At 46.6% G+C, this 17,228-nt stretch carries 18 protein-coding genes; 4 read left to right on the forward strand and 14 right to left on the reverse strand.

Translation table 11 applies throughout. From position 1 onward, the window contains the following. The 11 genes from F7R24_RS01930 to aroQ all read right to left on the reverse strand — a co-directional run bounded on the left by F7R24_RS01930 (window position 1) and on the right by aroQ (window position 10,033). The gene (locus F7R24_RS01930) at window positions 1–966 is read right to left on the reverse strand and encodes a bifunctional enoyl-CoA hydratase/phosphate acetyltransferase (RefSeq protein WP_151669558.1); all 966 of its coding nucleotides are present in this window, start codon (window positions 964–966) and stop codon (window positions 1–3) included. A gap of 85 nt (window positions 967–1,051) precedes the next feature. Continuing rightward, entirely contained in the window at window positions 1,052–1,417 is a 366-nt protein-coding gene (locus F7R24_RS01935; protein WP_206057458.1) for a histidine triad nucleotide-binding protein, read from the reverse strand. 26 nt (window positions 1,418–1,443) lie between these two features. Further along, entirely contained in the window at window positions 1,444–2,733 is a 1,290-nt protein-coding gene (purD, locus tag F7R24_RS01940) for a phosphoribosylamine--glycine ligase (RefSeq protein WP_151669560.1), read from the reverse strand. A 13-nt stretch (window positions 2,734–2,746) separates the two neighbouring features. Next, window positions 2,747–4,342 carry a bifunctional phosphoribosylaminoimidazolecarboxamide formyltransferase/IMP cyclohydrolase gene (gene purH, locus F7R24_RS01945; protein WP_151669561.1) on the reverse strand — a complete coding sequence of 532 codons (1,596 nt, stop codon included), beginning with the start codon at window positions 4,340–4,342 and terminating at the stop codon, window positions 2,747–2,749. Window positions 4,343–4,373: 31 nt separating this feature from the next. Then, window positions 4,374–4,652, reverse strand: coding sequence for a DNA-binding transcriptional regulator Fis (fis, locus tag F7R24_RS01950; RefSeq protein ID WP_151669819.1), 279 nt, complete (start codon window positions 4,650–4,652; stop codon window positions 4,374–4,376). A 25-nt stretch (window positions 4,653–4,677) separates the two neighbouring features. Further along, a complete protein-coding gene (gene dusB, locus F7R24_RS01955; RefSeq protein WP_151669562.1) occupies window positions 4,678–5,658 on the reverse strand; it encodes a tRNA dihydrouridine synthase DusB in 981 nt (326 codons plus the stop codon). A 152-nt stretch (window positions 5,659–5,810) separates the two neighbouring features. Beyond that, entirely contained in the window at window positions 5,811–6,704 is an 894-nt protein-coding gene (locus F7R24_RS01960) for a zinc-ribbon and DUF3426 domain-containing protein (RefSeq protein WP_151669563.1), read from the reverse strand. Window positions 6,705–6,739: 35 nt separating this feature from the next. After that, the gene (gene prmA, locus F7R24_RS01965; RefSeq protein WP_151669564.1) at window positions 6,740–7,636 is read right to left on the reverse strand and encodes a 50S ribosomal protein L11 methyltransferase; all 897 of its coding nucleotides are present in this window, start codon (window positions 7,634–7,636) and stop codon (window positions 6,740–6,742) included. A gap of 77 nt (window positions 7,637–7,713) precedes the next feature. Next, entirely contained in the window at window positions 7,714–9,054 is a 1,341-nt protein-coding gene (gene accC, locus F7R24_RS01970; RefSeq protein ID WP_151669565.1) for an acetyl-CoA carboxylase biotin carboxylase subunit, read from the reverse strand. A 30-nt stretch (window positions 9,055–9,084) separates the two neighbouring features. Next, the gene (accB, locus tag F7R24_RS01975; protein ID WP_151669566.1) at window positions 9,085–9,552 is read right to left on the reverse strand and encodes an acetyl-CoA carboxylase biotin carboxyl carrier protein; all 468 of its coding nucleotides are present in this window, start codon (window positions 9,550–9,552) and stop codon (window positions 9,085–9,087) included. A gap of 40 nt (window positions 9,553–9,592) precedes the next feature. Next, a complete protein-coding gene (gene aroQ / locus F7R24_RS01980; protein ID WP_151669567.1) occupies window positions 9,593–10,033 on the reverse strand; it encodes a type II 3-dehydroquinate dehydratase in 441 nt (146 codons plus the stop codon). A 349-nt stretch (window positions 10,034–10,382) separates the two neighbouring features. Here aroQ and F7R24_RS01985 point away from each other — a divergent pair, with 349 nt between their 5' ends. Next, on the forward strand, window positions 10,383–11,156 hold the full coding sequence (locus F7R24_RS01985; protein WP_151669568.1) for a ParA family protein: 774 nt from the start codon (window positions 10,383–10,385) through the stop codon (window positions 11,154–11,156). Between the two features lie 17 nt (window positions 11,157–11,173). Here the strand turns inward: F7R24_RS01985 and F7R24_RS01990 are convergent, their stop codons facing one another. Then, window positions 11,174–11,734: a hypoxanthine-guanine phosphoribosyltransferase gene (locus F7R24_RS01990; protein WP_151669569.1), complete on the reverse strand. Its 561-nt coding sequence runs from the start codon at window positions 11,732–11,734 to the stop codon at window positions 11,174–11,176. Window positions 11,735–11,959: 225 nt separating this feature from the next. Here F7R24_RS01990 and upp point away from each other — a divergent pair, with 225 nt between their 5' ends. Next, window positions 11,960–12,586 (forward strand): uracil phosphoribosyltransferase, encoded by a 627-nt coding sequence (gene upp / locus F7R24_RS01995; RefSeq protein ID WP_151669570.1) that lies wholly within the window; start codon window positions 11,960–11,962, stop codon window positions 12,584–12,586. 72 nt (window positions 12,587–12,658) lie between these two features. Beyond that, window positions 12,659–13,963 carry a uracil-xanthine permease family protein gene (locus F7R24_RS02000; protein ID WP_151669571.1) on the forward strand — a complete coding sequence of 435 codons (1,305 nt, stop codon included), beginning with the start codon at window positions 12,659–12,661 and terminating at the stop codon, window positions 13,961–13,963. 63 nt (window positions 13,964–14,026) lie between these two features. On the opposite strand, the gene ppa is transcribed toward F7R24_RS02000, so the two are convergent. Both ppa and F7R24_RS02010 read right to left on the reverse strand, forming a co-directional pair. Then, the gene (gene ppa / locus F7R24_RS02005; protein WP_151669572.1) at window positions 14,027–14,560 is read right to left on the reverse strand and encodes an inorganic diphosphatase; all 534 of its coding nucleotides are present in this window, start codon (window positions 14,558–14,560) and stop codon (window positions 14,027–14,029) included. 128 nt (window positions 14,561–14,688) lie between these two features. Then, window positions 14,689–15,672 (reverse strand): class 1 fructose-bisphosphatase, encoded by a 984-nt coding sequence (locus F7R24_RS02010; RefSeq protein ID WP_151669573.1) that lies wholly within the window; start codon window positions 15,670–15,672, stop codon window positions 14,689–14,691. A 196-nt stretch (window positions 15,673–15,868) separates the two neighbouring features. Between F7R24_RS02010 and mpl the strand changes: the two genes are divergently transcribed. Then, on the forward strand, window positions 15,869–17,227 hold the full coding sequence (mpl, locus tag F7R24_RS02015) for a UDP-N-acetylmuramate:L-alanyl-gamma-D-glutamyl-meso-diaminopimelate ligase (protein ID WP_151669574.1): 1,359 nt from the start codon (window positions 15,869–15,871) through the stop codon (window positions 17,225–17,227). The last annotated feature ends 1 nt before the right edge of the window (window position 17,228 follow it).

The raw sequence follows: 17,228 nt of genomic DNA on the forward strand, positions 1-17,228 counted from the left end.
TCAGCTTTCCTTTTCTGGGTGATACACCATGTGAGAAGCCATCGCACACGATGCGAGGCGTCCTAGGGTACCTTCTGCACGGCTGGTTAATATGATAGGTACTTTTGCACCCACCGCTAGACCGGCAGATTTAGCCCCTGCTAAGTAAATCAGCTGCTTGGCGATCATATTGGCTGATTCAAGGTCTGGCGCAAGCAGAATGTCAGCTTCACCTGATACCGGAGAGTCGATATGTTTATCGATAGCTGCTTGCAAAGAAATTGCGTTATCAAAAGCCAATGGGCCATCTAAAATAGCCCCCGTGATTTGACGACGATCAGCCATCTTGCAAAGCGCAGCGGCGTCAATCGTGCTTTGCATGGTCGGTTTAACTTTTTCAACCGCCGCAAGAATAGCCACTTTGGGCTTATGGATGCCGAGCGAGTGGCAGAAATTAATCGCATTCTGCACGATGTCGCGTTTAGTCAGTAAATCAGGTGCCACGTTAATAGCCGCATCGGTAATGACTAGCGGTTTGTGGTAATTCGGAATATCAAATACCCAGACGTGACTTAAACGACGCTCAGTTCGGATGCCTTTGGTTTTGTTGATAACCGCAGCTAAAAGTTCTGACGTGCCTAGGCTACCTTTCATTAGAGCAACCGCTTCTGCACTTCGAACAAGTGCACAGGCCCGTTCAGCCGCTTCATGGCTGTGCTCTGTGTTTACGATTTCATAAGGTGATAAGTCGATGCCTTCAATTTCAGCAGCGGCACGAATTTTATGCTCTGGACCGACTAAAAGAGGCTCAATTAAACCTTGTTCGGCTGCTTCGATAGCACCCATTAAGCTGTTGTGATCTACCGGATGAACAACGGCAGTTCGAATGGGAGTGGCTTGACGAGCTTGTTCGATAAAAAATTCCAGCTGATCATGAACGGGCGGGCGTTCTTTTTTCAAGCTAGAGGTTGGGTTAAATTCACTCATGGTCTGACTCCTTAATTGTCACAGTACATCATCATAGCAGAGATTTACTAAAATGGCGCACTGCAACAAAAGAGTCAGTTAAGTTTTATACAGGGACCTTTAAGGTGTCCTGATAGGGTGGCCAGCCAAGTGGTTTTCCACCCAGTAAATGCAAGTGAATATGGTACACGGTTTGACCACCATGACTATTGCAGTTAAACACGGTTCGATAGCCGTCCGCTGCAAAACCGTATTCTTCAGCCAGTTTCGCTGCAACCCAATGAAGGTGTCCAACGGTTTCTCGATCTTCAGAAGAAACATCATTTAACGTCGCTATGTGCTTGCGAGGGATGATCAACGCATGAAAGGGCGCTTGTGGATTAATGTCCATAAACGCCATTGCCAGATCATCTTGATAGATGATGTTCGCTGGAATATCACCGGCCACGATTTTGCAGAATAAACAATCCATCAGTGACTCCTGTTATTTTTTAAAAGCTATTGCTGTTTTTGTTCACGAGCGATGGCGCGATAGCCAATGTCGTGTCGATAAAACATATCTTGCCAGCGAACTTGATGCACGGCTTCATAAGCACGTTGCTGTGCGTCACTGACACTTTGACCCAAGGCTGTCGCACAAAGAACACGTCCACCGGCAGTCACGACTTTGCCATCTTTCAGCGCAGTGCCTGCATGGAAGATCTTGGAGTCATCCGCTTCGCTTTGGGGTAGTTCTATCTCGTCACCTTTACGGTAGTCGCCTGGGTATCCTCCGGCGGCTAACACCACACCGACTGCGGGACGGATATCCCATTCAGCGGTCACTTGATCTAAACGCTTATCCAGCGCAGCCAAGCAAAGATCCGCCAGGCTCGTTTGCAAGCGCATCATAATCGGCTGAGTTTCAGGGTCACCAAAACGGCAGTTGTATTCAATCACTTTGGGTGCGCCATCGGGTGTGATCATTAAGCCAGCATAGAGGAAGCCGGTATAAGGGTTTCCTTCAGCTGCCATGCCTTCAACGGTTGGCATAATCACTTCTTTCATGACACGATCATGGACTTCGGCGGTCACCACCGGCGCGGGAGAATATGCACCCATGCCACCGGTATTAGGACCTGTATCCGCATCGCCAACACGTTTATGGTCTTGACTGGTTGCCATAGGCAAAACGTTTTTACCATCGACCATGACAATGAAAGAGGCTTCTTCACCTTCTAAAAATTCTTCAATGACGACACGGTGACCAGCGTCACCAAATGCATTACCTGCTAGCATGTCGCGTACCGCATCTTCTGCTTCTTCTAGCGTCATGGCAACGATAACGCCTTTACCAGCAGCAAGGCCATCCGCCTTGATGACAATCGGTGCGCCCTGTTCACGCAAGTAGGCTAGTGCTGGCTCTATTTCCGTAAAGTTTTGATAAGCACCCGTTGGGATGTTGTGTCGAGCTAAGAAGTCTTTAGTGAAGACTTTCGACCCTTCGAGTTGTGCAGCAGCAGCTGAAGGACCAAAGATTTTTAAACCTTTCGCTTCAAACGCATCCACGACGCCTGAAACCAGCGGGGCTTCAGGTCCAACAATTGTCAGCGCAATCGCGTTTTCTTCAGCAAACTGAATCAAGCCCTCTTTGTCCATCACATCGATCGCGACATTGCTGACTTTGTTTTCTGTTGCTGTTCCAGCATTGCCGGGAGCAACAAAGACCTGTGCCACTTTTTCATCACGCGCTACGGCCCAAGCCAGAGCATGTTCACGACCGCCAGAACCAATAATCAGTACGTTCATATTAACCCCTTAATTAGTGTCGGAAGTGACGCATGCCAGTGAAGACCATTGCCATGCCATGTTCATTGGCGGCATCGATGACTTCTTGATCACGCATGGAACCGCCGGGTTGAATTACGGCAGTAATTCCGGACTCTGCCGCTGAGTCGATACCATCACGGAAGGGGAAGAAAGCATCTGATGCCATCACAGAACCTTTGACTTCTAACCCTTCATCCGCAGCTTTGATGGCAGCGATACGGGCTGAATAAACACGGCTCATCTGTCCTGCACCGATACCGACAGTTTGACCATCGCGGGCATAGACAATCGCATTGGATTTCACAAACTTGGCGACTTCCCAGCAGAAGAGTAGGTCGCGAATTTCTTGCTCAGTAGGCTGGCGCTCGGTGACGATTTTTAATTGAGAAACATCGATCATGCCAATGTCACGATCTTGAACCAGTAGACCACCGTTCACACGTTTATAGTCAAGACCTGCACTGCGTTGAACATCCCATTGTCCACATTCCAGTAAGCGAACATTGGGTTTGCTAGCAACGATTTCAGACGCTTCTGGGCTGACTTTAGGCGCGATGATCACTTCGACAAATTGACGATCCACAATGGCTTGAGCTGTTTTGCCGTCCAGTTCACGGTTGAAGGCGATGATGCCACCGAATGCTGAAGTAGGATCGGTTTGGAAAGCACGATTGTAGGCTTCCAAGAGGTTTTCACCGATAGCCACACCACAAGGGTTCGCATGTTTGACGATTACACATGCCGGATCTTGGAAGGGTTTAACACACTCAAGTGCGGCATCGGTATCGGCGACGTTGTTGTAAGATAGAGCTTTACCTTGAACCTGACGAGCGGTCGCAACGGATGGTTCAGAAGGATTGGCTTCTACATAAAACGCAGCTTTTTGATGCGGATTTTCGCCATAACGCATCTCTTGCGCTTTAATAAACTGCGTATTAAATGTGCGAGGGAAGTTGGTCGGTTCGATCTCTTCACCTTCGCTGACGGAATCCGTCATCGTACCCAGGTAATTGGCAATCATGCCATCGTAAGCGGCCGTATGCTCAAACGCTTTAACCGCTAGGTCAAAGCGCGTAGCGTAGGTTAATCCTTTTTGTGCATCCAGTTCCGCAATGACATGTGCATAGTCAGTAGCGTTGACCACGATGGCGACATCTTTATGGTTCTTCGCGGCAGAGCGAACCATGGTCGGACCACCAATATCAATGTTTTCGATCGCCATCGCAAGGTCACAGTCTGGACGTGCAATGGTGGCCGCGAAGGGATAAAGGTTCACCACAACGATATCAATCGGAGCAATAGCATGTTCCTGCATGATCGCATCATCTTGGCCACGACGACCTAAGATGCCGCCATGAATTTTTGGATGCAAGGTTTTCACCCGGCCATCCATCATTTCTGGAAAACCAGTGTGATCCGAGACTTCGATCGCATCGATACCTGTTTCTTTCAGTAGTTTGTATGTACCACCGGTGGAGAGAATTTCAACGCCACGCTCGCTAAGGGCTTTGGCGAAATCGGTGATGCCGGTTTTGTCAGAGACACTAATCAAGGCTCTGCGAACTGGAGTAACTGGAAGTTGAGACATAAAATACTCGGATCAAATTGGATTTCAGGAATTACAGAAGACCGTATTGCTTCAATTTTTTGCGCAGCGTACCACGGTTTAGACCAAGCAGTTCAGACGCTTTAGTCTGATTGTCTTTGGTGTAGGCCATTACGCTTTCAAATAAGGGCGCTTCGATTTCAGATAACACCATCTGATACACATCTGTCACGGGCTGCCCATCTAACTGTTTGAAGTAGCTGGTCATTGACTGATGCACATTGTCTCTCAACGTCTGTGGTGGCGTTGTCGGTTGTACCAGGCGTATGTCTTTCACAAGTTTATCATCCATTGCGTTCATAGGCTTAATCCTGATGTCAGGCGGCAGTTAAACGATGTTCAGCAAGATATTCGTTTAGTCTACTGCGTTGAAGTTCTGCTGAGTCAATTTTATTAAAGTGCTTCCGAAAATCTTCACCCTGACTGAAATGTTGCAAGTACCAGCCAATATGTTTGCGTGCGATCCTAACGCCCATGATGTCACCATAAAAATGATGCAGTTCTTGCAAGTGGTGTTGCATGATCTGACTGATTTCATCAACGCTAGCGGAAGGTAAATACTGACCTGTTCTTAAGAAGTGATCGATTTCGCGAAATATCCAAGGGCGGCCTTGTGCCGCTCGACCAATCATCACGGCATCCGCACCAGTTTTATTAAGAACAAGTTGCGCTTTTTCTGGCGAATCGACATCGCCGTTTGCGAATAAAGGTATCTTTATCGCATCACGGATCTGCGCGAGGGTGTCGTATTCTGCTTCGCCCCGATAGGCATCTGCTCGTGTACGACCATGCACAGCCAGCGCTTGAATGCCAATCGATTCAGCCATACGTGCAATTTCAACCCCATTTTTGCTTTCCCGACACCAACCTGTGCGCATTTTTAGAGTCACGGGGATATCAACCGCATTGACCACACTTTCCAAAATTGTCTTAATCAGATCAGGTTCACGCATCAACGCCGATCCTGCTGCTCGATTACAGACTTTTTTAGCGGGGCAACCCATGTTGATATCGATAATTTGTGCACCTCTTTCTGCATTCATCCGTGCGGCATCGGCCATCATGACGGGGTCTGCTCCTGCAATTTGAACAGATCTAGGGGTGACTTCACCCGTATGGTCCAATCGAAAAGCAGACTTACGTGTTTTCCAGAACGCTGTATCTGAAATGACCATCTCAGAGACAGCCAAACCTGCACCCATCTGACGGCATAGCTGACGAAAAGGGCGGTCAGTGATGCCTGCCATCGGTGCCAGAATCACTTTGCTGTCGATGTTGTATGGGCCAATCCGGAACATGCGTTACCTTAGGGTTAAAGCTTAGGGTCAAAAATAGCTTCCAAGCTATCGCGTAGCGTTAGCAGGGTCATTTTTCGGAAGGGGGACAATGATACCCCTTCACGCGGAGTGCTCCAAGTCGAAATTGATGATTTTTTGATCTGTTTCAAGAATCAGAGTAATGGGTGTGCTATCCAATCTATCTCGTAACCAAGATGGCCGGCCCTCGGACGTTTGATTAACAGCCTAATATCCAGCTTTTCGTTAGGTTGTATAACTTCACTTTCTGGTCGATAGGTTGTTGCGGTGATATCCCTTGCCGCAATGACTCGTCCGTTGATATCGGTAAACTGCAATCGAAGCTTGGGTAGATGAACAGGCAAGTTGAGGGTGTTATGAATACCGGTAAGAAGTTCGAGAGTTTCAGGTTGATCAGCGACTTCACGAACCACTAAGTGGGTGGTATTGAGGGCGTCTAATCCGCTAGCAGAGGACAGTGTGCAGTTAATATGTTGGCAGGACATCAGGTATATAGGCGTTAGCAAGGGGTCTATGGATAGTTTGGCTCTTTCAAACCATAGGTGCTGACCAGCAATTAACAGTAGGGCAACTAAGCAGCCGATCATTGCCCAACCTTGTGATGCAGGCTTTTCAACATAATCATCTAATTTCGGTGGTTCAACCTTTAACGCTCGTATTTGCGTCATTAAACTGGGTTGTATAGGTTCAAGTCTTTTAACTTTCTGAGGCCTAATTTCACTATGGGGTTGTGCAATCAATTGATGTTCTGGTTGTGTGGATTTGAGTGGGGCTTTTTTAGGCTGAGTTATTTCAAATTGATCTAGACTTCTGTGAGTTGGCGTTTCTTCAATATGTTCCTGTTGAGTATTGCTGGGCTCAGTTATCTTAACAGGTGCAGGCGTCATTTTGGCTGCTTTAGGGACAGCATCAAATACGGTCAGACATTGCCCACAACGCACTTGCCCGTCAGCAACGCGCAACTGACCCGGGGTGACACTATAGCGTGCATTACAAGCAGGACACTGTGCGATAATCGGTTTGCTCATGATCGATAGCCTGTGAGTCTGTCCTGCTAGAAAAATTAAAGGCGTGTCGCGGTAATCCGTATCCAGTTGTCTTTTGACTTAATTTCTTGAATATCAAAATGGCCTTGATAAGCGTCACGAATTTCTTGCGCTTGGGTATCCAGTAGACCGGATAAAAGTAATTGCCCACCGGATTTTAGGTGCTTGGCGAAGGTTGGTTCCAGTTGAATTAAAGGACCAGCCAAGATATTTGCAATCAATAGATCTGCTTTAACCTCTGGAACTTGCTCAGGTAAGTATGCGGTGAGCAGAGACTTATCAAGATGATTGCGTTCAAGATTATCTCGTGTTGCAGTCAGTGCTTGATGGTCAATATCGACAGCGGTGACATGCGTTGCACCTAGTAATAGCGCAGCAATACCTAAAATACCTGAACCACAGCCATAATCTATAACCTCAAGCCCTGTAAACTCGACACTGTCCAGCCACTCTAAGCACAAGGCTGTGGTTGGGTGGGTGCCTGTTCCAAAGGCTAAGCCAGGATCTAGCATCAAATTAACCGCATTAGGATCTGGTACGTCACGCCAGCTTGGGCAGACCCATAAGCGCTGACCAAATTGCATTGGATGGTACATATCCATCCAGGCTCTTTCCCAATCTTTATCTTCTAGAATTTCTGCAGTAACGTTGGGTGTGACTTGATCCGCTTCAATCAAGTTAGGCAGTTGTGATCGAATAAAATCCAGGGTGGTTTCTAGGTCATGTTCAGCAGAAAAAAGCCCGGTTACCACGGTAGACTGCCATAAGGGTGTCGTACCCAGATCAGGTTCAAAAATAGGATTATCTTCTGCATCTTGAAAGGTCACAGCAGCACAGCCTGCCTCTAGTAGAAGGTCTTCGAAGGTGTCAGCATGTTCGGGTGAAACCGGTATTTTGATCTGCAACCATGACATAGCAAAAGGATCCTAAACAGGGTAAAAGTGAAACAAAAGCCCGCAGAAGCGGGCTTGATTCAGAAGACTCAGTTTACTTATAAACCTAGCTTCTTCTCTAAGTAGTGAATATTAACACCGCCATTCATAAAGTTGGCATCACGAACAATTTCCATGTGTAACGGAATGTTGGTTCGAATACCATCAATCATGGTTTCATCGAGTGCGTTTTGCATTCTTCTTAACGCTGTAGCCCGATCTTCACCATAAGTGATCAATTTCGCGATCAACGAATCATAGTGAGGTGGAACGGTATAGCCATCATAAAGATGCGAATCAACACGCACGCCATTGCCACCCGGTGCATGATAATGGGTTACTTTGCCAGGGCAAGGTAAGAAGCTTTTAGGGTCTTCAGCATTGATTCGACATTCGAACGCATGCCCTAGCAGTTTGATATCTTCCTGCTTATAAGAGAGTGGCATACCCGAAGCGATGCGAAGCTGCTCTTTAACGATATCAACACCGGTGACCATTTCGGTAACAGGATGCTCTACCTGAACACGAGTGTTCATCTCGATGAAATAGAATTTACCTTCTTCATAGAGGAACTCAAAGGTACCCGCACCACGATATCCGATATGAATACAGGCATCGACACAGGCTTTGAATACCGTTTGGCGTGCTTCTTCATCTATCATTGGAGCTGGGGCTTCTTCCACCACTTTTTGATGACGGCGCTGCATTGAGCAGTCACGATCATAAAGGTGAATTGCATTCCCTTTACCATCAGCAAGTACTTGAATTTCAACATGGCGAGGTTTTTCTAAAAACTTCTCCATGTAAAGGGTGTCATCACCAAAGGCAGCACCCGCTTCAGAGCGAGTGACGTGAATAGCATTCAACAAGCTTGCTTCGGAATGAACAACGCGCATGCCTCGTCCACCGCCACCTGCTGCAGCTTTAACGATGACGGGATAACCGATGCGTTCCGCAATGGCATAAAGTTCATCGTTATCATCAGGTAGTGGGCCATCTGAACCGGGTACCGTTGGTACGCCCGCTTTTTTCATTGCCGCGATAGCCGAGACTTTATCTCCCATCAGGCGAATAACGTCTGCAGTAGGGCCGATAAAGGTGAAACCTGAGCGCTCAACTTGTTCAGCGAAAGCGGCACTTTCAGCAAGGAAGCCATAGCCAGGATGAATACCTACACTATCGGTTACCTCTGCTGCGCTTATCAGTGCAGGAATGTTGAGGTAGCTTTTGTTTGAGGGGGCAGGGCCAATGCAGACCGCTTCGTCAGCAAGACGAACGTGCAGTAGGTCTCTATCTGGCTGTGAATGCACAGCGACAGTCCGTATGCCCAGCTCCTTGCATGCCCGCAGAATTCGCAGTGCTATTTCACCGCGGTTTGCAATCAGAACTTTTTCCAGCATCTTTAAAAGATCCTTGCGTCAGTAAATGGATCAAACAATAGTGAACAGAGGTTGATCGTATTCAACCGGTTGTCCATCTTCGACCAGGATCGCTTCAACGATACCGGATTTGTCTGCTTCGATCTGGTTCATCATCTTCATCGCTTCCACGATACAGATAACATCACCCGCTTTAACTGGCTTACCTACTTCGACAAACGAAGGTGAGCTAGGTGATGGAGATGAGTAGAAAGTGCCTACCATGGGCGATCGAACCACATGGCCTTTCATCGCCACTTCTGCTTTACCTGACTCAGACTCTGCTGCAGTTGATGCGCTTGGCGCTGATTGAGTTTGAGGTGCTGAGTGATAAACAGGAGCCTGATGATAGACAGGTGCAGCTGAAACACTTCCGCCACGGCTGATGCGAACAGACTCTTCACCTTCTTTAATTTCAATTTCGTTGATGTTTGACTCTTCAAGTAATTCGATGAGTTTTTTTACCTTACGAATATCCATTCTGCTTTGCTTCTCTAATTGAGTGACAATAATAAAAAAATTAGCTCTTCAAACTGTTGATGGCAGCCTGTAGAGCAAAATGGTAACCATCAGTGCCTAACCCGCAGATGACGCCACGAGCAATATCCGACAGATAAGAATGATGTCTGAAGGATTCACGAGCGTGAACATTGGATAGATGCACTTCAATAAAGGGGATAGCAACACCTGATAACGCATCTCTAAGTGCGATACTGGTGTGCGTATAAGCTGCTGGATTGATCAGAATGAACTGAACCTGCTCGTCGCGCGCCTTGTGAATGCGCTCAATTAAGGCATGCTCCGCGTTACTTTGATAGCAGAGTAACTCATAACCTTGGCGTAGGGCTTCTTCGGTTAGCGCCTTTTCAATATCCTGAAGTGTCTGGCTACCGTAGATATGGGGTTCACGGGTACCCAGTAAATTCAGGTTTGGACCATTGATTAAGAGTATCTTTGCCATGGTGTTCGCGACAGACTCCAGTCACTTCAGCTTTGCAGCACGCTTGCCGCTAGCTAGCAGCAATTATTTACGCTTATGCAAAACTTGGTTATTAAACTTTCTATTTAAGTAACGCTAGTTTGCCTGAAATCCTATGTTGTGTCTATTTTACCGTAGAAAATTTGTCTGTTGGCTGCGAGTTAGACGAAGTTCAGCGCATTTAACCAGTCAAAATTACGAAAGTGGTGTCTTGATACTTTCGAGTCGTTGACCGTCGGCGGTATTCGTAGCATAGTGCTGTAGTTTTTTAATTTACGCTGTGGGGATGGTGTTTTAAGCGCCAAATGACCTTAGAGGAGATGGATACGTTATGATTCGCGTGGTGTTTAACCAAAAAGGCGGCGTGGGTAAATCGAGTATTGCGGTTAACTTAGCGGCAATTAGTGCCTATAACGGCCTTAAAACGCTGGTAATTGACTTAGATCCACAGTGTAACTCGACGCACTATTTACTGGGAGATGACTCCAACCTACCTACCAGCGATATTCGGGATTTTTTTGAACAGACCCTGTCGTTTCAGCTAAAGCCACATCCACCCAGCAACTATGTTCACGAAACACCTTTTGATAATCTGTGGTTGATTCCATCCAACCCTGATTTAACCGATCTTCAATCCAAGTTAGAAACCAAGCATAAAATCTATAAACTACGTGATGCATTGCAAGAGTTGCGTGATGAGTACGATGCAATTTATATCGACACGCCACCGGCATTTAATTTCTTCACCCTGTCAGCGCTTGCCGGTGCAGAAAGGTGCTTAATTCCATTTGATTGTGACGAATTTGCTCGCCAGGCTTTATATAGCTTGCTGAACAATATTGAAGAAACCCGTGCTGATCATAATGCCAGACTAACGGTTGAAGGGATTGTTGTTAATCAATTCCAGCCTCGTGCTACGTTACCGCAACGTTTAGTGGCAGAGCTAGAATCTGAGACCGTACCCGTGATGAAGTCACGTATCTCCTCATCCGTAAAGATGAAAGAGTCGCATATTGAAGCGAAGCCATTAATTTATCTGGCACCCGCACACAAACTCACCCAGGAGTTTGTTGCGCTTTATAATGAGCTTAAGGCTTCTGATTGAACTCAGAAGCCTAGATCTTACATCCCTTTTACTGCATAGATGCCCGGCGCATTGCGCCAATAGCCCTTGTAGTCCATGCCGTAACCAAAGATATAGCGGTCTTCGATTTCTAACCCGGTAAATTCCGCTTTCAACCCTTTAACTGCTTTGCGATCATGACGTTTATCGATCAGTACCGCTGCATAGACTTCACTGGCACCTTCACGACGGCAATGCTCCATGATCTCCACTAGGGTATGACCTTCATCGAGAATGTCATCGACGATCAAGACTGGACGGCCACGAAACGCTGACATGGGTGGGACTTTCCACTCCAGTGCATGACCTGAGGTTGTATTGCGATAACGAGTAGCATGAAGGTAGGAAGCTTCTAACGGAAAATCTAAACGCGTTAAGAGTTGTCCGGTAATAACTAAGCCGCCATTCATGACACAAAACACCACAGGGTTTTGATCTTTTAATGAGGCGCTGATCTTATCAGCCATTTCTGAAATGGCACCATCAACCTGTTCAGCTGTAAAAAGAAGATCGGCCTCTTCGTAGACTTGCTTAATTTCGTTTAATTCAACCTGGGACATGTGATTGCTCTGATAAGACTCTATGAGTGAGTTGACGGTTATTTGGTTGGGTTGCGCAACATTGTGTGCGCTAAATAAACGCAAAACAATACTGTGCTAAAGGTTAAAGGGCAACTTATCTCAGACAATACGGCTAAATGCATTGAAATAAGAGTAACTTTGCCTAAGAATTGAATGCTAAATACATCTATGAAAAAAACAACTGAGCGCACAGAGAGGTTTGGCATGAGTCTGCACGAAATTAAGCATCCTTTGATTCAGCATAAATTAGGATTAATGCGATCGGTTGATAAAAGTACACGTGGTTTTAGACAATTAGCGGCTGAGGTGGGATGTTTGCTAACCTATGAGGCCACTAAGGATCTCGAGTTAGAGCCCTATGAGATTCAAGGATGGAATGGTCCTGTCACCGTTGAACGTATTAAGGGCAAAAAGATTACCGTGGTACCTATTTTGCGCGCAGGTTTAGGAATGCTAGATGGTGTCCTTGATCTAGTGCCCAGCGCAAAAATCTCTGTGGTGGGTGTTTATCGTGATGAAGAGACACTCGAGCCGGTTCCTTATTTTGAAAAACTTGCCAGTGATATTGAGTCGCGTATTTCGTTGATTGTTGATCCGATGCTTGCCACGGGTGGTTCAATGATCGCAACGATCGACATGCTCAAAAAAGCAGGATGTACCAGTATTCGTGCATTGGTATTGGTGGCCGCACCCGAAGGCATTAAAAAAGTCACTGAAGCTCACCCAGATGTCGATATTTTTACTGCCTCCGTTGACTCTCACCTAAATGAACAAGGTTACATTATTCCTGGCTTAGGCGATGCAGGAGATAAAATTTTTGGTACGCGCTAAGGCTTAATTCTTAAGCCATGATGTTTATTCATAACTTAGTCATAACCTATATCAGTCAGAGTGGAGAAGAATATGAGTGGAGAAGTGGCGCAAAGCGCCAGTAACTTTAACTGGCGAACCATACTAGCAGGTTCGCAGATGCTATTTGTCGCCTTCGGCGCTTTAGTGTTAATGCCATTGCTGACAGGACTCGATCCCAGTGTAGCTTTGTTTACAGCAGGCATAGGTACACTGTTATTTCACGTTATTACGGGTGCAACTGTTCCTATCTTTTTAGCATCCTCGTTTGTGTTTATCGCACCGATAATCTTCTCTGTGCAAACCTGGGGTGTTCCTGCAACGATGGGGGCTTTGTTTGCAGCAGGTATTGCTTACATGTGCCTTGCCTTGGCTGTTCGCCTTAAAGGCCCTGGGTTTTTACACCGAATTCTTCCTCCTGTCGTGACTGGGCCTGTCATTATGGTGATAGGGTTAGGTTTGGCGCCGATTGCTGTCAATATGGCGATGGGTAAAGCAGGGGATGGCAGCTTTGAAATTTATCCCTATCAAGATGCCATTATCGTTGCCATGATTGCCTTGATTACCACAGGTGCAGTGGCTGTCTTTGCGAGAGGTATCTTCCGCTTATTGCCGATACTTTGTGGTGTTATTGTGGGTTATATTGCCGCTTGGTTTATGGGGATGGTGGATTTGACTCGTGTTCACGATGCCCCCATCGTCGCGATGCCTGCGTTTGTCATGCCGGAATTTCATTGGCAAGCGATTCTATTTATGGTGCCTGTCGCGATAGCCCCTGCCATAGAGCATGTGGGTGATATGCTGGCGATCAGTAATGTAACGGGAAAAGACTACGTTAAAAAACCGGGTTTGCATCGTACTCTGTTCGGTGACGGTGTGGCGACGTCTGCTGCGGCTATGTTTGGTGGACCGCCTAACACTACTTATTCAGAAGTGACGGGTGCAGTGATGCTGACCAAAGCCTTCAATCCCATTATTATGATCTGGGCGGCTGGCTTTGCTATCCTGTTAGCCTTTATCGCTAAGTTTGGCATGTTGCTACAAACCATTCCAACGCCGGTGATGGGCGGTATTTTGATTCTATTGTTCGGTTCTATCGCAGCTGTTGGCATGAACACGCTGATTAAAGCGAAGGTCGATATGGCTGCTCAACGAAACTTGGTCATTGTTGCTACGGTGCTTGTGTTTGGTATCGGCGGTATGGCGATCGGTGAAGGCGCGATGAGTTTGCAGGGTGTCAGCTTGTGCGGTGTGGTGGCGATTATTCTAAATCTGGTATTGCCTCATCCTGATAGCGATAACGACTTGCATGTTGAGCAAGAAGTTGTCGAGGATTTAGTGCAGCATGCTCGTGATTAATGCTAAAAATAGCAATAAAAAACCCGCTGATACTAGCGGGTTTTTTATTACAGGAAGAGTGACTTATTTGCTTGCTTCGTAAGCTGCAACCGATTCAACAATCGCTTTACGAGCAGCATCAGCATTTGACCAGCCTTCAACCTTCACCCACTTTCCAACTTCGAGCTTTTTATAGTTTTCGAAGAAGTGTGCAATGCGGTCTTTGGTTAGCTGAGGCAGATCATCAATATCGTTGATGTCGCCGTAGGCTTTTGAAAGCTTCTCATGAGGTACCGCAACTAGCTTGGCATCTTCACCCGCTTCGTCAGTCATGTTCAAAATACCCACTGGACGGCAGCGAATTACTGAGCCAACAACCACCGGGTAAGGAGTGATAACTAGAACATCCAGCGCATCACCATCATCAGCTAAGGTGTTGTTAATGTAACCGTAGTTGGCTGGGTAAAACATAGGCGCTGCCATGAAGCGGTCTACAAATACAGCATCAGAGTCTTTATCTATCTCATATTTGACCGGCGAGCTTTCAGCCGGGATCTCAATGATGACGTAAATATCGTTAGGCAGATCTTTGCCTGAAGGTACGTTTACAAAGCTCATAGGTTAATTCCTGTGATTACAAGTTACGGTTAAGTTGAATTCCGGCGTTATCGCTATTTTAAAGCCACAGACAACTGACCGCTATTCGACTTAGGGTCAGGTTTGCAAGGCTATCAGCAATAACGGTATTAGTGTTGAGTAGGATTCTGCTGATGGTAGTCCATCAACACTTGCACTTCATCGCGAGATCCCAGAGCAATAGAAACACGCTCATGAATATGCTTAGGCTGAATCTCCATGATACGACCGTAGCAGGTTGAAGAAATCCCACCGGCTTGCTCAATGAGCATACTCATAGGATTACCTTCATACATTAAACGTAGCTTTCCTGGCTTATCTGGGTTTCTGGAGTCCCATGGATAACTAAACATACCGCCACGAGTTAAGATGCGATGCACTTCGGCAACCATGGAGGCGATCCAACGCATGTTGTAATTTTGCTCACGAGGGCCATCTGAGCCTTGAATCAGGTCACTGATATAGCGCTGCATGGCAGGTTCCCAATAACGCTGGTTTGACATGTTGATGGCAAATTCACGTGTTGTCGTTGGGATGGTGACATCTTCGTGAGTCAGTAAGAAGTCACCCGTGTGTGCCAAGGTGAACATGTTCACGCCATCGCCTGTGGTGAGTGACAGAACTGCATGAGGACCATAGAGTACATAACCCGCGGCCAGTTGCTGGGTGCCGGGTTGCAAGAAAAGATCATCGCTGTCTTCATGGTCTCCTTGCGGTACTTCCAAAATCGAGAAAATGGTACCCACTGAAACATTGATATCGATATTGGATGAACCATCCAGCGGATCAAAGGTTACCAAGAAACGACCTTCTGGATTGCCAAATACGGCGTGGTCTTCCTCTTCTGAAGCAACGCCGCGAACTAGGGGGTTATCTAAAACAACTTTTTTCAGGACTTCATTAGCAATAATATCGAGCTTCTTTTGAGTTTCGCCTTGAACATTGGTGTTATCAGAGATACCCAGCACTCCCGAAAGTTCGCCTTCACGGAGCTGTAATGCGATCTCTTTGCAAGCAAGCATTAGGGTGTCGATGAGTTCGATCAGTTCAGAGTCGATTTTTTTGTGTTTGAGAAAGTTACTCAAGAGTTGCATGACGGGCTCAATCCTCGGCGTTCGTTACTGGCTAATGTTGATGTATTCCTTACAACAGGCGCGATTGTACGCGAAAATCAATATAATTGCACAAGCTATGGGCCTTAAAAATCTAATCCTTACTCCCTTGTCAGGGATAAACAGGCAAGGATAAAACTGATATGATTTAACACGTTTTTTTTGAGGATGGATTAAGGTGCATATTCATATTTTAGGTATCTGTGGAACCTTTATGGGCTCTCTCGCGATTTTGGCAAGAGAAGCGGGTCATCGAGTCACGGGTTCTGATGCAAACGTCTATCCTCCTATGTCGACTCAGTTAGAAGCTGAAGGTATCGAGTTGATTCAAGGGTATGATCCTGTTCAGCTTGATCCAGCGCCCGATTTAGTCATTGTGGGTAATGCAATGTCACGGGGAAATCCTTGTGTCGAATACATGCTAGAGAAAGGGTTACCTTATTCATCAGGTCCGCAATGGCTCCATGATTATATATTGCCGGGTCGTTGGGTGATGGCTGTGGCGGGCACACATGGAAAAACCACCACATCTACCATGTTGGCTTGGATTCTGGAGCAAGCTGGGATGTCGCCAGGTTTTTTGATTGGCGGTGTTCCACAAGGATTTGAGCGTTCCGCTCGCTTAGGAGATACGCCTTTTTTTGTCATTGAAGCAGATGAATACGACACCGCCTTTTTCGATAAACGTTCAAAGTTTGTGCATTACCAGCCGCGTACGTTAATCATGAACAACCTAGAGTTCGATCACGCGGATATTTTCCCTGATTTGGCCTCCATTCAGCGCCAATTTCACCATGTTAACCGCTTAGTGCCTGCATCGGGTCAAGTGATATATCCCTCGGATGTTGAAGCCTTAGAAGAAGTGATTGCGATGGGATGTTGGGGGCAGCAGGTTAAAACGGGATTGAATCATCGAAGTGAATGGACAGCCGAGTTGTTAGTTAAGGATGGTTCTAAATTCGAAGTGCTTCATCATGGGGAATCCTTAGGAGTGGTGAGCTGGTCTTTAACCGGTGAGCATAATGTGATGAATGGCTTGAATGCGTTAGTCGCCGCTAGGCATGTCGGCGTTCTTCCAGAGCAAGCCATAGAAGCCTTAAGTCAATTTTCCGGTGTTAAACGTCGGATGGAGTTGTTGGGTGAAGTGAGGGGCGTCAAGGTATACGATGATTTTGCCCATCACCCGACCGCTATCGAAACGACATTGCAGGGCTTAAGAGCAGCCGTGGGTGATGCTCCGATTGTTGCGGTGATCGAACCTCGCTCCAACACCATGCGTTTAGGCACTCATCAGCAGCGTTTAGTGGATTGCACGCAAACTGCTGATCAGATTTTTTGGTATCAGCCTGCAGGTATGGATTGGTCGCTAAGTGCGATTGCTGAAAAGTCAGAACGTCCCGCGCTAGTTTTTGATAATATTGAACAGATGGTTCACTCCTTAGTCACAACATTACAACCAGGAACGCATATCGTGGTGATGTCAAATGGCGGATTTGCCGGCGTTCATCAAAAACTTCTGACGGCTTTAAGGGCTTAGC

The organism is Nitrincola schmidtii, assembly GCF_008973715.1.
Classification (GTDB): Bacteria; Pseudomonadota; Gammaproteobacteria; order Pseudomonadales; family Balneatricaceae; genus Nitrincola; species Nitrincola schmidtii.

Excerpts from the sequence above, each read along its gene's own strand:
- F7R24_RS01930 (WP_151669558.1), bottom strand. The coding sequence starts at position 966 with ATGAGTGAATTTAACCCAACCTCTAGCTTGAAAAAAGAACGCCCGCCC.
- F7R24_RS01935 (WP_206057458.1), bottom strand. The coding sequence starts at position 1,417 with ATGGATTGTTTATTCTGCAAAATCGTGGCCGGTGATATTCCAGCGAAC.
- purD (WP_151669560.1), bottom strand. The coding sequence starts at position 2,733 with ATGAACGTACTGATTATTGGTTCTGGCGGTCGTGAACATGCTCTGGCT.
- purH (WP_151669561.1), bottom strand. The coding sequence starts at position 4,342 with ATGTCTCAACTTCCAGTTACTCCAGTTCGCAGAGCCTTGATTAGTGTC.
- fis (WP_151669819.1), bottom strand. The coding sequence starts at position 4,652 with ATGGATGATAAACTTGTGAAAGACATACGCCTGGTACAACCGACAACG.
- dusB (WP_151669562.1), bottom strand. The coding sequence starts at position 5,658 with ATGTTCCGGATTGGCCCATACAACATCGACAGCAAAGTGATTCTGGCA.
- F7R24_RS01960 (WP_151669563.1), bottom strand. The coding sequence starts at position 6,704 with ATGAGCAAACCGATTATCGCACAGTGTCCTGCTTGTAATGCACGCTAT.
- prmA (WP_151669564.1), bottom strand. The coding sequence starts at position 7,636 with ATGTCATGGTTGCAGATCAAAATACCGGTTTCACCCGAACATGCTGAC.
- accC (WP_151669565.1), bottom strand. The coding sequence starts at position 9,054 with ATGCTGGAAAAAGTTCTGATTGCAAACCGCGGTGAAATAGCACTGCGA.
- accB (WP_151669566.1), bottom strand. The coding sequence starts at position 9,552 with ATGGATATTCGTAAGGTAAAAAAACTCATCGAATTACTTGAAGAGTCA.
- aroQ (WP_151669567.1), bottom strand. The coding sequence starts at position 10,033 with ATGGCAAAGATACTCTTAATCAATGGTCCAAACCTGAATTTACTGGGT.
- F7R24_RS01985 (WP_151669568.1), top strand. The coding sequence starts at position 10,383 with ATGATTCGCGTGGTGTTTAACCAAAAAGGCGGCGTGGGTAAATCGAGT.
- F7R24_RS01990 (WP_151669569.1), bottom strand. The coding sequence starts at position 11,734 with ATGTCCCAGGTTGAATTAAACGAAATTAAGCAAGTCTACGAAGAGGCC.
- upp (WP_151669570.1), top strand. The coding sequence starts at position 11,960 with ATGAGTCTGCACGAAATTAAGCATCCTTTGATTCAGCATAAATTAGGA.
- F7R24_RS02000 (WP_151669571.1), top strand. The coding sequence starts at position 12,659 with ATGAGTGGAGAAGTGGCGCAAAGCGCCAGTAACTTTAACTGGCGAACC.
- ppa (WP_151669572.1), bottom strand. The coding sequence starts at position 14,560 with ATGAGCTTTGTAAACGTACCTTCAGGCAAAGATCTGCCTAACGATATT.
- F7R24_RS02010 (WP_151669573.1), bottom strand. The coding sequence starts at position 15,672 with ATGCAACTCTTGAGTAACTTTCTCAAACACAAAAAAATCGACTCTGAA.